General features: G+C 42.7%; 13 protein-coding genes. 12 read left to right on the plus strand and 1 reads right to left on the minus strand.

Annotated features, from left to right (window positions below; genetic code table 11):
• Positions 1 to 7: 7 nt before the first annotated feature.
• The 10 genes from E5N72_RS07390 (at position 8) to E5N72_RS07435 (ending at position 9,615) form a co-directional block, all read left to right on the plus strand.
• Positions 8 to 2,284 (plus strand): chemotaxis protein CheA, encoded by a 2,277-nt coding sequence (locus E5N72_RS07390; protein WP_135923874.1) that lies wholly within the window; start codon positions 8 to 10, stop codon positions 2,282 to 2,284.
• 63 nt (positions 2,285 to 2,347) lie between these two features.
• A complete protein-coding gene (locus E5N72_RS07395; RefSeq protein WP_135923875.1) occupies positions 2,348 to 3,487 on the plus strand; it encodes a chemotaxis response regulator protein-glutamate methylesterase in 1,140 nt (379 codons plus the stop codon).
• Positions 3,480 to 4,244: a flagellar motor protein gene (locus tag E5N72_RS07400; protein ID WP_135923876.1), complete on the plus strand. Its 765-nt coding sequence runs from the start codon at positions 3,480 to 3,482 to the stop codon at positions 4,242 to 4,244. The genes E5N72_RS07395 and E5N72_RS07400 overlap by 8 nt, the downstream gene beginning before the upstream one ends.
• A 4-nt stretch (positions 4,245 to 4,248) precedes the next feature.
• Positions 4,249 to 5,208: a flagellar motor protein MotB gene (locus E5N72_RS07405; RefSeq protein ID WP_135923877.1), complete on the plus strand. Its 960-nt coding sequence runs from the start codon at positions 4,249 to 4,251 to the stop codon at positions 5,206 to 5,208.
• A gap of 11 nt (positions 5,209 to 5,219) precedes the next feature.
• The gene (locus E5N72_RS07410; protein ID WP_135923878.1) at positions 5,220 to 5,990 is read left to right on the plus strand and encodes a ParA family protein; all 771 of its coding nucleotides are present in this window, start codon (positions 5,220 to 5,222) and stop codon (positions 5,988 to 5,990) included.
• 2 nt (positions 5,991 to 5,992) lie between these two features.
• Positions 5,993 to 6,751, plus strand: coding sequence for a chemotaxis protein CheW (locus E5N72_RS07415; RefSeq protein ID WP_135923879.1), 759 nt, complete (start codon positions 5,993 to 5,995; stop codon positions 6,749 to 6,751).
• A gap of 21 nt (positions 6,752 to 6,772) precedes the next feature.
• The gene (locus E5N72_RS07420) at positions 6,773 to 7,270 is read left to right on the plus strand and encodes a chemotaxis protein CheW (protein ID WP_054553251.1); all 498 of its coding nucleotides are present in this window, start codon (positions 6,773 to 6,775) and stop codon (positions 7,268 to 7,270) included.
• A 15-nt stretch (positions 7,271 to 7,285) separates the two neighbouring features.
• Positions 7,286 to 7,690, plus strand: coding sequence for a DUF2802 domain-containing protein (locus E5N72_RS07425; protein ID WP_135923880.1), 405 nt, complete (start codon positions 7,286 to 7,288; stop codon positions 7,688 to 7,690).
• A 213-nt stretch (positions 7,691 to 7,903) separates the two neighbouring features.
• A complete protein-coding gene (locus E5N72_RS07430) occupies positions 7,904 to 8,515 on the plus strand; it encodes a hypothetical protein (protein WP_135923881.1) in 612 nt (203 codons plus the stop codon).
• A 275-nt stretch (positions 8,516 to 8,790) separates the two neighbouring features.
• Positions 8,791 to 9,615 (plus strand): hypothetical protein, encoded by an 825-nt coding sequence (locus E5N72_RS07435; RefSeq protein WP_135923882.1) that lies wholly within the window; start codon positions 8,791 to 8,793, stop codon positions 9,613 to 9,615.
• A 302-nt stretch (positions 9,616 to 9,917) separates the two neighbouring features.
• Here the strand turns inward: E5N72_RS07435 and E5N72_RS07440 are convergent, their stop codons facing one another.
• Positions 9,918 to 12,314: an immunoglobulin-like domain-containing protein gene (locus tag E5N72_RS07440; RefSeq protein ID WP_135923883.1), complete on the minus strand. Its 2,397-nt coding sequence runs from the start codon at positions 12,312 to 12,314 to the stop codon at positions 9,918 to 9,920.
• Positions 12,315 to 12,549: 235 nt separating this feature from the next.
• Here E5N72_RS07440 and E5N72_RS07445 point away from each other — a divergent pair, with 235 nt between their 5' ends.
• Positions 12,550 to 13,605 (plus strand): histidine kinase, encoded by a 1,056-nt coding sequence (locus E5N72_RS07445; protein WP_168246719.1) that lies wholly within the window; start codon positions 12,550 to 12,552, stop codon positions 13,603 to 13,605.
• The gene (locus E5N72_RS07450; RefSeq protein ID WP_135923885.1) at positions 13,598 to 14,368 is read left to right on the plus strand and encodes a LytTR family DNA-binding domain-containing protein; all 771 of its coding nucleotides are present in this window, start codon (positions 13,598 to 13,600) and stop codon (positions 14,366 to 14,368) included. Before E5N72_RS07445 ends, E5N72_RS07450 begins: the two co-directional genes overlap by 8 nt.
• The last annotated feature ends 142 nt before the right edge of the window (positions 14,369 to 14,510 follow it).

Here is a 14,510-nt window from a genome sequence, read left to right on the forward strand (position 1 = left end):
TAACTGCATGAGCTTTGAAGTCGATGAAGATATTTTACAGGATTTCCTTGTTGAAGCAGGGGAAATTCTAGAGCTTTTGTCAGAACAATTGGTTCAGCTTGAGAACAACCCAGAAGACAAAGACTTACTTAACGCAATTTTTAGAGGTTTCCACACTGTAAAAGGTGGGGCAGGTTTCTTGAGTATGACAGAGCTTGTTGACGCTTGTCATGGTGCAGAAAATGTCTTCGATTTACTTCGCCAAGGTGTGCGTAGTGTAACACCTGAATTAATGGATGTTATTCTTCAAGCTCTTGATACCATCAACGAAATGTTCTCAACTATTCAAAATCGTGAGCAACCAGAGCCTGCCGATCCTGCTCTACTTGATGTACTTCATAAGTTAAGTCAGCCACCAACAGCAGAAGAGCTTGCAGGAGAAGACACAAGTGTTATTGAAGACACAACCCCTGCACCTGAAGAGCCAGTAGTAGAAGAACCTGTTGTTGATACTGCTGATGTAACAGCCGACATAAACACTGATAATATTGATGAAAGCGACCCGTTTGCTTTTGATATGCTATTTGATGGTGGTGGTTTAGCCCAAGAGAGTGCTTCACAGAATATTGATGAAATCACTGAAGACGAATTTGAAAGTTTACTTGATGAGTTACATGGTAAAGGTCAAGGACCTGCAGCTGCGACTCTCGATTCAAGCAGCAATGATAGTGATGACATTACCGACGATGAGTTTGATAGCTTATTAGACGAACTTCATGGTGTGGGCAGTTTTGGTGAAGTTAAACAACCCGATACCCCTCAACCTGAAGCTCTAAAACCTGCTGCTCCTAGCACCACCAGTGTAAGTAGTGATGGTGATGACGAGATCAGTGATGATGAATTTGAAGCATTACTTGACGAATTACATGGCAAAGGGAGTGCACCAAAGTCACTTGAAAGCACCCCAACAGCCGCACCGAGCGTAGAGCCAGAGAAACCAACGCAAGCAGAGAAACCTGTTGCTAAAGCTGCGCCACAACAAGCTGCACCGAGTAAACCAGCAGCACCAAGTAAAGCGACTCCTGCACCAGCTAAAGCGCCTGAGTCTGCTGCTGCACCGAAAAAAGCGCCGCCACCTCAGGCCGAAACCACTGTACGTGTTGATACAAAACGCCTAGATGAAATTATGAACATGGTGGGCGAGCTTGTATTAGTGCGCAATCGATTAGTGAGCCTTGCTAATAACACAAACAGTGAGTCAATGGGCAAAGCTATTTCAAACCTTGATGTGGTTACAGCAGACTTGCAAGGTGCGGTTATGAAAACCCGCATGCAACCAATTAAAAAGGTATTTGGTCGCTTCCCTCGCGTAGTACGAGACTTAGCACGTAGCTTGAAAAAAGATATTAATCTGCAGCTGGTTGGTGAAGAAACAGATTTAGATAAAAACCTTGTAGAAGCGTTAGCAGATCCATTGGTGCACTTAGTGCGTAACTCTGTTGACCATGGTATTGAAATGCCAGAAGTGCGTGAAGCTGCGGGTAAACCTCGCACAGGTACTGTCACTTTATCGGCATCTCAAGAAGGTGACCATATCTTACTGACCATTCGTGATGATGGTGCAGGTATGGATGCTGAAAAGCTGAAGAAAATAGCGATTAGCAAAGGGGTTATTGACCATGATCAAGCAAGTCGTTTATCTGACACCGAGGCTTATAATCTAATTTTTGCACCGGGTTTCTCAACGAAAGAAGAGATCTCTGACATTTCAGGCCGTGGTGTCGGCATGGATGTAGTAAAAACGAAGATCACCCAGCTTAATGGCTCGGTTAATATCCAGTCAGAATTGGGAGTAGGTACTGCGCTTGAAATCAAGGTGCCATTAACACTGGCTATCTTACCGACCCTTATGGTTGTGGTAGGTGAGCAAACTTTCGCATTACCACTTGCAGGTGTTAGCGAAATTTTCCATCTTGATTTAACTAAAACTAACGTTGTTGATGGTCAGCTAACAATTATTGTGCGTAAAAAAGCAATTCCGCTTTTCTATTTACAACACTGGTTAGTGAAAGGAGCCAACCGCCAAGAGCGAAAAGCAGAAGGTCACGTGGTGATTGTGCAAATTGGTACCAAGCAAGTAGGGTTTGTTGTTGACTCATTGATTGGTCAAGAAGAGGTCGTAATTAAACCTCTTGATGCATTACTTCAAGGTACACCTGGTATGGCTGGTGCAACAATCACATCAGATGGTGGCATTGCGTTAATTTTAGATGTACCGAGTATGCTCAAGCACTACGTTGGCTAATAAGAAATAGTAATTTGCAGCCAATAGGCTGCATTAAATACGATAAATAACAAGAGAGTGCCAATGGCAGTCAAAGTATTAGTTGTTGATGATTCAAGCTTTTTTCGCCGTAGAGTGAGCGAAATATTAGAGCAAGACAGCAATATTCAGGTAATAGGGTTTGCAGTAAATGGGCGCGAAGCGGTTGATAAGGCCCGAGAACTAAAGCCTGATGTAATTACCATGGATGTGGAAATGCCTGTACTTGATGGCATAAGTGCCGTTAAAGAAATTATGGCAGCCACACCCACGCCTATTTTAATGTTTTCATCGCTTACTCGTGATGGTGCAACAGCCACTCTTGATGCATTAGATGCCGGTGCGCTTGATTTCTTACCAAAGAAATTTGAAGACATTGCACGTAATAATGAAGATGCAATTGCATTATTACAAAATAAAGTAAAAGAGATTGGCCGTCGTAGAATCTCTCGATTTACCCGCCCAGCACCTGTTGTAAGACCGTCAACTTCTACCAGTTCACGCAGCAGCGGTATTGTACAGCCTGATCGCAGTTTTAGTCGTTCAACACCGACTGCGGGCTCTTCATCGCCATCTGCAGCAAGTAACATTCGGGCTTCTGGTAAACGATATCAGTTGGTCGCAATTGGTACGTCAACGGGTGGCCCTGTGGCATTGCAAACTATTTTGACGCAATTACCTGCTAATTTTCCGCATCCTATTTTACTTATCCAACATATGCCTGCGGCGTTTACTCCGGCATTTGCAGCACGGCTAAACGGCTTGTGTAAAATTAACGTAAAAGAAGCACAGCAAGGCGATAGACTGGTTGCTGGCACAGCTTATTTAGCTCCGGGTGGTCAGCAAATGCTGGTAGAAGGACGTGGCAGCTCACGTACGCTACGCGTGTTTGAAGACGATAGTCCTCGTATTACTTATAAACCAAGTGTTGATGTTACTTTTGCCAGTGCAGCCAAAGCGTACGGGGCAGATGTATTAGCTGTCGTGTTAACGGGAATGGGGGCTGATGGCCGAGATGGTGCCCGCATGCTCAAGCAAGCAGGTGCGACAATTTGGGCTCAAGACGAAAAAACGAGTGTCGTATATGGTATGCCTCAAGCTGTTGCTAATGCAGGCCTTGCCAGTGAAAGTCTTGCATTAAATGACGTTGCGGCTCGTTTAACGCGAGAGACTGGCTGTGGATAAGCTTTCCTTTCTTGGTTTAATCGTTGCTGTCAGCGCAATTGCCTTTGGTTATGCGCTAGAAGGAGGAGTGGTAACAGCCTTATTCAACGGGCCTGCGCTAGTCATCGTACTTGGCGGTACCTTAGGTGCGGTGATGCTCCAAACCCCGGGCAGTGTTTTTGCAAAAACACTTAAAATTAGTCATTGGGTTTTTTTTCCTCCATATCATGATATCGACGCCGCCATTGAGCAAGTAAAACGCTGGTCACATAAAGCGAGGCAAGAGGGCTATTTATCATTAGAGTCTGAAGCACTTGCTCATTCAGACCCCTACGCGGCAAAAGGGTTGAACTTATTAGTCGACGGTATTGATGAGAATAGACTTAGAGATACGCTAGAAATCGACTTAATGCTTGAACGTGAGCGCTTGCTTGAAGTTAGCAGAGTGTATGAAGCGATGGGGGGCTACAGCCCGACAATCGGTATTTTAGGTGCCGTATTAGGCCTAATACAAGCAATGCAATTTATTACTGATCCTGAAAAACTAGGTGCGGGTGTAGCAACCGCCTTTATCGCTACCATTTATGGTGTTGGCTTAGCAAACCTGTTGTTTTTACCTATGGCGAACAAGCTGAAGCAGCAAATTGAACAAAAAATGCTTTATCATGAGTTACTTGCTGAAGGTATTATTGCAATCTCTCAAGGCGAAAGCCCACTAAATATTGAACTTAAACTTGAGGCGTACCGTGTTGATCGCCCAAGTTTAGTTGACGAGTAATATCATGTTGCGCCGTCGCTTGCGTCAAAACACTCAAAAAAGTCAGCATACTGAACGTTGGTTGGTTTCATACGCAGATTATATGACTATTATGTTTGCGTTTTTTGTGGTGATGTACGCGATCGCAATTAGTAAAAATGAAGATTTCCAAATCCTCTCAGATTCTCTTGAACAAGTTTTTGAAAAATCAGCCCGTCAGCAGCAGCAAGTTGGAACAGGTGTCAACGGCACGGGTATTTTGACTGACCGAGTCAGTCCCGAAAATGATATTTTATACGGAGAAAGCATCCGTAAAGATGAACAAGGCCCAGAGCTACTTGATGGGCAAAGTGAGACCAGTAATATTGATAAGAAGCACCTAGGTAAACCACTCGATAGCCTTCTTACCAAGTTACAGTCTGCACTGATAGATGAAATTCGCGATGGTGAGGCAAGTCTTGAGTTACATCAAGATTGGCTAATTATAGAGTTGAGTTCGGGTATGCTGTTCTCTTCTGGAAGTGCGGTTGCTCAGCAACGAGCCAAGCAAGTTGTAAGCTTAGTCAAAGATATAATTGCCCCTGTAGATAACTATATTCGTGTACGTGGTTATACCGATAACGAAGGTATTCGCAATGAAATGTTTCGTTCTAACTGGGAATTGTCGGTTGCACGTGCCACTTCAGTGTTAGTTGAACTTGAAAACTTAGGTATCAACCCTGCACGTATGGCGATTGAAGGCTACGGACAATATTCACCGTTTGCGAGTAACGATACAGAACAAGGCCGAGCTGAAAACCGTAAAGTGGTGGTTGCGCTTTCTAAATATGGTTTACCACCAGAACCGACAACCCCTAGTGATGAAGACACTGAAAAGCCGCAGCAACAAGCTCCTGAAATTGAGTTGCCAAGCAATGATAACACCATTAAAGTGATTCAATTACCTCATGGTGGCATTCGAATAACCACGCGCAATGAACAATAATAAGGTGTGATGTGAAAGTTTGGACAGTAGCAAATCAAAAAGGTGGCGTAGGGAAAACAACAACAGCTGTCAGCCTTGCGGGTATTCTTGCATTACAAGGTAAGCGTGTTTTACTTATTGATACCGATCCACATGCATCTTTAACTTATTATTTTGGTATTGATTCTGAAGAGCTTGAGGTTAGCGTGTATGATATTTTTGCACGCGGCAACAGCATGGCAAGTGAAGAAATTTTGCAAGCGTTATGCCCTTCAACATTAGAAAACCTTGATATTTTACCTGCCACTATGGCAATTGCGACACTTGATAGAAGCATGGGTAATAAAAATGGTATGGGCTTAATTCTTAAGAAAGCGCTGGCAAAAATTAGTGACCATTATGACTATGCAATTATTGACTGCCCACCAGTACTAGGGGTGTTGATGGTTAACGCCTTGGCAGCCAGCGAGCGTATTTTGGTGCCAGTACAGACTGAGTTTTTGGCTCTTAAAGGGCTTGACCGAATGATGCGGACGATGGAATTAATGCAAACATCGCAGTCAAAGCAGTATCAATATACTATTATTCCTACAATGTACGACAAACGGACTAAAGCATCACTTGAAGCGTATAAAACTCTGCAGGATAATTACAAAGACAAAGTATGGTCGGGTGTTGTTCCTGTCGATACAAAATTTAGAGATGCTAGTTTAGCACAACAAGTGCCGATTCAATTTTGCCCTCGTTCTCGAGGTGTATTTGCCTATCGCGCCTTGCTTGATTATTTAGTTGCACAAGGTTAATGATGAGTAAGCATTTATTTGCTAATGAAAAAGTGATGACCCAATATTTGGGTGCTTTGCTGTGTGAAGATGAACCTAGCGAGCAGAATCTTGAACCCGTAGCTAAATTACTCGAGCAGGTTAATGAGCCTGAACAAAAGCAAGAAGAAAAGATTACCCCCACAGTAATTGCTACTGAACCGCCTTTACCGAGTGTTGAGTCAACTAAAGAGCTTGAGAAAACCGAGAACCAAGCTAATATCAAAGATATAGTTGCAGAATCTAATGCAGATATTATTGCTAAGACATCGTCTGAGCGCCAAGAAGATTACTTTGATGGCGAGTTTCAGGCACTGTTTTTTGAAGTTGCAGGTTTAACCTTAGCAGTACCACTAAAAGCATTAGGGGGAATTCATCAACTGACAGAGGTTAACCAATTGTTTGGTAAACCAAAATGGTTTAAAGGCGTAATGCTTAACCGAGATGAAAAGCTCAATGTTGTTGATACTGCACGTTGGGTTATGCCAGAAAAATATGATGAAAGATTAGAACAAGCATTAAATTATCAGTATTTAATCACCTTAGGTGATAGTCAATGGGGATTATTGGCAGAAAAGCTCGTAAATAATATTACGCTTCAAAAAGAAGATGTAAAATGGCGAGCAAAATCAGGTAAGCGGCCATGGTTAGCCGGTGTTATCAAAGAGAAAATGTGCGCCTTGATTGACGTTGAAAATTTATATCAATTGCTAGAGCAGGGCTTAGACAGCCGTGAGCAGTAACTATTTTTACGGAGTAATAGCATGAGTGAAGAAAGACTACTGTCAGCTAATAAAAATGCTGATAGCAACGATGAAGTGTTACAGTGGGTAACCTTTAAGCTTGAAGAAGAAACGTACGGCATTAACGTAATGCAAGTACAAGAGGTGCTTCGCTATACCGAGATTGCTCCTGTTCCAGGCGCACCTTCGTATGTGTTGGGTATTATTAACCTTCGCGGTAATGTTGTAACAGTGATCGACACCCGTGCACGTTTTGGTTTGATGGGCGCAGAAGTTACCGACAACTCACGTATTGTCATCATTGAAGCTGAAAAACAAGTTATTGGTATTTTAGTTGATAGTGTCGCTGAAGTGGTTTATTTACGTAGCTCAGAAATTGACAGTGCGCCAAATATTGGCACAGAAGAAAGTGCTAAGTTTATTCAAGGTGTATCAAACCGTGATGGTGAGTTATTGATCTTGGTAGACCTTAACAAGCTTTTAAATGACGATGAGTGGGACGAGCTGAGCGCACTATAAACGCTTGGAAACTATATGCTGTTATACTCTTTGTTTGGTGCCTCAATCTTACTAGTTTTAGTGTGTTTGGGGCTTATTTTTGTCAATAACAATAAACAAGCTGCCGCAATTCAGGCTAAGCAAAAACAGCTGCAAGATGCTCAACAACAATTGAGTATATTACGCAGTGAAGTTGCAGAAATGCGTGCAGGAATGCTCAGTATTGGCAAACGTGTTGTAGCTGTTGAAGAAAAAAGTAGAGAACTTGAGCAACTACAAGACGCACAAAAATATGATGACCCGAATGCGAAAATCTATTCGCGAGCGGTTAAAATGGTTGAGCTAGGTGCTGATTTAGAAGAAATAATTCGTGAATGCGAGTTACCCAGAGCCGAAGCTGAACTTCTTATGTCTCTTCATAAACAAAAAGGCGCCCAATGAGCAAGGCATTAACTCAAAGAGGGGAATGTCAAAAAGTTAGATAGGTGTATGGCTTATTTAACTTTGCTTACAAAGGAATTTATGCAATCGAAATGCCTAGAATATATTTTCTAGGCATTTTTTTTGCTTGTTTGTCGGCCTCCGACAGGTTTTTTCAGTTTTTTGACAAGTCTTCCAGTTGTGGTTTTCTAATATCTTTTAGGAGACCACCAATTGAGTAACGCATTATCAAACCAGACAAAAAAGCTTCGTGTACCCTTTCCGTTTAAAGGATTTCAATTTAACGGCTGCAAAAACCCTGCATGCCGTAACTTCATGGTGCCCCCAATCTGCGAAGGACACGGCAACAGCATAAAAGACGGTTATGCGCTCACAGGAAAAGGCCGAGAGCGAGCAATCCGTTGTAAGTACTGCAATACCCACACAATCGTTAAGTCGAATAAGGCCATCATCGAAGAGTTTGAACGCCAAGCTAACTACCTGAGAGATAATCAGACCTTTTGTAGCAATCACGAATGCGACAACTACCACTATTCTGTTGAACTACACCCCAAACGCTATCACTCTAAGGGCAAAGGAACTTCTGGAAATAAACGGTTTACTTGCAAGTTGTGCCGTAAATCAATTACTCAGAAGACCAAACGTTGTTTCCAAGAAAGATTGTACGGCGCACAAGACAAGAGTGTTTTTAGCTTGCTCGTCAACAACACCGCACTGAATAAGATCATGTTGCATACAGGGCTGACTCCTAATGCCCTATACAAGAAAATCGACTTTATACAACCCAGTGCATACGCTTCATCGCAAAACGCGAAGAAGGTATAGCAGACAAGTTGCCTAATCCTATTGCTATAGCGATGGATAAGCAGGACTACGTTGTGAATTGAACGGACAGTCACTTTAAGAAGAACGTGCAACTTACCAGTATTACTTCAGTAGAAGCTGTTAGTGGGTATGTTCTCGCATCTAGTGTTAACTATGACCCAGCGATAAGTACGAGTGAAGTCGTTGAAAGAGCCGGAGAGGTTGGAGATTTGAATACTGACAGTTGCTTTCGAACGTTTGCTCAATACTTTATACCCAACGATATCGAGCTCGCTATGAGTAAAGAAGTATCAAAATTCGACAAACAACATCTAGGTTTACATGCAACCCTTCCCTCAAAAGGTTCCCAGTTGCATAGCGAATATGTGGTGTTTGGGCACTGTATGCTGTTGCGTCATCTGGTCGGTGAAGGGAGCCCTCTTTATTTTTATCTTGATGGTGACTCTATGCTATCCAGTGGGGTTATGTCGGCGTTTAAAGAGAGCATATCGGCAGGCACGACTCACGCACTTACATGTGGTTTTGCCAAAGGGATGGCGCAAGACGCAAAAAAGTCGCTGCGAGCTGAGTCATTATTGATGTTGCGTAGATTCGCTATCCAGCGCGGTCTGAAGTACAAAGACGACCAGAAACTGATTGAGTTTCTATTCACGAAATCACAACTGGAAGAGCACCTTGCTAGCTTCGGAAAGTTGTTCAAGACGACATTCAAAAACAAGATCCACAAGATAAATGAGCCGTACCGAAGCGCTAAAGCGCTAACTAAAGTTGACCAATACCTCAATATTAATGAGTTGGCCGACTTGTATAACGTGGCATCGGTTGAACGGCTTGATAGTTATTTCCAAAGCATCCGCCGCAACCTTCCATTACTAGGTAGGCCATTTGCGACACAAAGTAATGATGGGAGGCTGTGGCATGGTATGGCTCCTTATAATCCAAAAATCATACAGAAGGTGCTGGACATCTACCGCGTCTATAACAATTACGTCAAGTTAACTCGGAATAGAAAGGGAGGGTTCAACAACGAAACACCAGAGATGAGGTTAGGGCTAGCTAGAGGCGTAGTAAAAATGGAGGATATTTTGTATCAGTCTTAGGCGTGACGACAATCCCCTTTAGCGACCATTTGACCAATAGGATGTAATTTCGTGTCAGAGCCAAAGGTAGCGGTTCGGATATTAGCGCTTAACCGACAACTAATTTAAGGAATTTGCCGGTGAAACTGCCCTTACTCAAACGTCTTCTGTTCATCATGGTTTAAATCGATATAAAACAACGTAGGGTGGCAACTGCTGCTCCATCAAATTACAAACAATTAAGTTTTGATTCATCTAATTTATTGGGTGAAAGATTAATATTATTGGTGATTCAAAATTGAACCACCAATATATCAACTTCTTTAATCCGGAATTTTACCGTTTAAATCATAGTTGCTTAAAAAAGACCATATTTCTTCTGCAATATTAATATCGCTGTCTCCCGCAGAACCTGGCCATATATGCTGACCACCTTCAATTCTTAGATGCTCAACAGATACACCGTTGGTTCCATTGCCATACACATAACGTTGAACCGTGGTGCCATTATCAGGGAATGTGTCTTCTAAATCAGTGATAGCCGGTTCCACATCCGTTTGATTAAAGTTAATCCACCACTGCAAGACAGTTTGAGCTTGTGCATAAGGGAGTTGATCGTCTGCCGTGCCGTGAGTTTGCAGTATTGGGATTGGACGCTCTGGCAGACAGTCGTTAGCCATATTCGGCGTCATCACACCAGAAACCGGGGCGATTGCCGCGAATGTGTCGCTATACTGGCAAGCCAATTCAAATGAAAAGAAGCCGCCTAATGAAAAGCCTACCGCATAAATACGATTGGTATCGATGCTATACGTTGTTGATAGCTCGTTAATTAAGGCGTCGATGAAACCCAGGTCATTGGCATTGCCACTTTGCGGGAATCCAGTCACATTCCAGCCATCAATCGCTTGCGGAGTGACTAATATGAAGTTTTCAGTTTCAGCAAGCTGGTTGAACTGACTGTCAGTATTTTGCTGCTCTGCTGTGCCGTTTAATCCGTGAAAATCAAACAATAAAGGCACGGGAGTATCGCCTGTATAATTGCTAGACATATTCAACAAATATTCGCGTTCAATACCTTCAAATAGGAAAGTCATTAGATTATCAGGAGTTTCAACGTTCTCAGATCCTGGAACGTAAGTCACACGCATTGGGTCATCTAAGGCAATAATCACAGGCTCAAGATCGCGTGGGCCAGGGGCTGTGTAACTCACACCTTCGAAAGGGGTGCTACCAGGACCACCAGGGTTATAAAATGCTGAATAACCTTCTTCTAAACTTGGAATTTCAAGTATGGTAATGTTCCTCGCAGCTTCTTCATCGCCAACCAAAATGATGTCGATATAGTTATCTCTGTCTTCACTGTAACAAGCATCAAATACAACTTCGCTATCTTCAGGCTGACCTAGATCAGACATACCAACGACTCTAAGCGTGCCCCCCTGCACAGCATATTCCTCTCCTACTTTATCGATGATGACCGTGTTGCCGTCCACACCATTAGCATGAATTCGAAAGAAACGTTCAAACTCGTTCGGTTTTAAACCACTTACACCATCAGGTGAAAAACCACCTGTGGTTAACATTCTCAGCATAAAATCACCTTCATCGTATAAGACGGTGGCGTCATTGGCTGGAATTATTGGTAGTAGTGTACTGATCCCTTCTCCATCCATTTGTCCCTCGATGCGATTTAACTTCGCGCCGACTAATCTTGGACCGTTATTCTCATCATACGGACTGGAATCGGTTTCCCACGTAAGCCCAACGGCACTGACAACTTGACCGCCAGGACCAACCATCATCAATGGCGTGTCATCTTCAACAATTTCGAGCTTAATCGGGAAGCGAGCATCAGGATGGTCGCTTGGTAATCTGTTGCCAAACTCTCCAAAAGCGACCGGTGTATTTCGCTCATTGTCTTCAAAGTTAGGTAAGGGGCCTATCGCCAATGGCCTTACAATGTCACCCGTGTTTAATGTAAATTGAAAATCGGTCAGACTTAGCGTACTGGTATCAATCGGCCAACTAAGCACAATGGGCAAACCATCAAGACCGATAGCACCGTCTTTTAGTTCTCCATAAGGCGTCTGATTAATATAAGCTCCAGCAATTTGATCGAGCGTTGAAGTTGAAGTGTAGTTTTGAGCGCCCGTGCCACAATTAATGTCTGATGACCAAGCACCACCCGCTTCAAGAACAGAATCAAACGTTAATTCTGGGGCATCAATTCCGATAATGCCATCAAAGCCCATGCCCGCCGACAAGATTTGTGGCTCTTCGGACCAATAGTCTGCCCCTTTCAATACACCGTCATAGAATAACGAAAACGGCGCTTGTGGTGTGGTAATGGTTGCGCTTTGAGAGGTATCTTCTAGCACCACTACTGTTCTTGTCGCTTGCGACGAGTTACCACTGGTATCTGTTGCAGTATATGTCAGATCATAGGTACCGGGCATACCTGTATCGATGATTCCTTGCGATGTTACGGTGATTGCACCGTCCGTGTCATCATGAGCTTCTGCACCCAAGTCACCAAATACGGCGTTATACACAACTTCAATACTTTCATTACCAATAAGAGTAATTACTGGTGGGGTGTTGTCGGTTGCGCTATCGTCGATTTGGGGGGTGTTATCACCATCGCTACCACAGCCTGTAAGTTGGATTGCCAAGATAAGCGCAATACAGCTCAGTGGAAAAGTTGCCTTGTTTGTCATCTCTGTCACCTTGTTTTGTTCATTTCAAATAAATCGAAATTCAATTACGAACATCGAATTTGGTTCGGAAATTAACAGAGCTTTTTCCATCCTGCTGGGCGAAGTGCATCAAATGTGCGCCGTGATGTATGAACGGTACGTTAATGCGTATGAGTAGTACAGACGCTGTATTTCATTCTCAAAATATAAACTTATAATTGAGCCATTAACGATAACCCGCAAAGGCTAAATGGTATTGGATAAATTAATCACACTAAACGCGCAACAAGAGATAAATCGAAAACAGCTACAAAAGCTTGTGTTTTTGATTATCTTGCCATTGACAAATCTGCTTTTTGTCGCTGCTGTGATGTACGACAATGAAAAATTCAATATTCAGACCATTGGGACTGTTGCAATTCGAGTTTGGGTGATCTTCGGATTAACATTTCTGGTCTTCCAGTTGCTGGAAGAGTATCTCCCTAGAGTTATTCGTAAAGACAGTTTTGTATGTCAATTAGCTTTGCACATTCTCATTATTGTAGGCATTGCCTCATTCTTCGCACCTGTATTTACACACCCTGACGGCCTCCCCTCAACCCAGTCCCTCGAGGTGCCCAGGCTTTTTATCATTACTCTGGAAATTACTCTTTATCTGATAGTATTACGAATACTGGACGAGCAGGCGAATGCTTTTTCTACAGTGCTGACACTGAAAGAATCAGAATTAAATGTACTCAGATCTCAGAGTAATCCTCACTTTTTATTTAATACTTTAAATCTGATCAATTCGGAAATATCTGACGATCCAGGCAACGCCAAGGAAATAGTGTATGACCTTGCTGATTTGCTTCGCAAGTATTTGAAAATGGCGCAACAAAGCTTCACAACGGTTTCAGAAGAGATGAAGTTGGTGAACTTATATCTGACATTGCAACAAAAACGATTTAAAAATCGGCTTACTTTCGACATCGAGGTCGCGCATGACACTCATCGATTACAGATCCCTGCACTACTGTTACAACCTGTTGTTGAAAATACAATAAAACATGCCGTTGCTCCCTACGCCGCAAAAGCCCACGTAAAGATATCAGCAAGTCTTACCGACAAAAACCTCGTTGTGGTTTTCAAAGATACGGGGCCAGTATTTGACGATAAAGGTATCGAAGAAGGGGATGGCTTCAGAATTCTGCGCAAAACGCTCGACTTACACTTTGTTAACAACTATGGATTGAGCTTGAAATCAACCAAGACAGGTGGCGAATTTAAGGTATGTATTCCCGTTCGAACCTTGGAGTCAAACCGTGAGTGAACTAAAGATAGCGGTTAAACGTGTTATGTTGATCGATGATGAACCAGCAGCCATTAATCATTTGAGATCGGTTATTAATACCTTCGATGAACTGGAAATCATTGCTGAAATTGGTGATGGTCGAAACGCCATCAAGGAGATTATCATACAAAAACCCGATATCGTTTTTCTCGATATAGAAATGCCTGAAGTAACAGGTTTTGAAGTGGCGAAAGTAACGGAAGATATTAGCTATCAGTTGGTATTTGTTACCGCCTACGACCACTACGCTTTGGAAGCCTTTGATACCAAAGCAATTGATTATTTATTGAAGCCGGTTCGGCCTTCGGTACTTAAAAAGTGCATCAACAAAATTTTACATCAGGAAAATATGGCGCTCGAGGCACTTGAAGAACAAAAAGGACAAAGCGACAGTTTGGTGTTGTCAGATGGTAAAGCCATGCGGGTGGTTAACCAAAGGCATATTACTTACATTGAGGGTATTGGACGCTACCGTTGTATTCACCTCAATCAGGCGGGGATTGATCTACACCGTATGCCCACCATTGTTTCTGGCACTACTTTAGATGACTTTGAATCTCAGCTTTCAACCTCAGCATTTACCCGTTTGCACCGCAGCTTTATCGTGAGTATTGAACAAATTGTTGAAATATCTGTCGAGTCGAGACGCCATTATGTCAGTTTAATGGAAGGTGATATGAAAATACCTGTCGCTCGCGCTAAAGTGTCAGAGTTAAAGTCGGCACTAAATAAGGGGCAGTGATACCCATAATCTCGTTAAATAAACCCAGCAGGCGCTACCTTAAAACTGCCTTAATTAATAGAGTTGCTCCATAAACTAGTCTTCATACATTGTCCCATTGGCTGGGAATACAAATTTTCAAACATTAGTCAAAGAATCAATA

Source organism: Pseudoalteromonas sp. MEBiC 03607 (assembly GCF_004792295.1).
In the GTDB taxonomy this organism is placed as follows: Bacteria; Pseudomonadota; Gammaproteobacteria; order Enterobacterales; family Alteromonadaceae; genus Pseudoalteromonas; species Pseudoalteromonas lipolytica_C.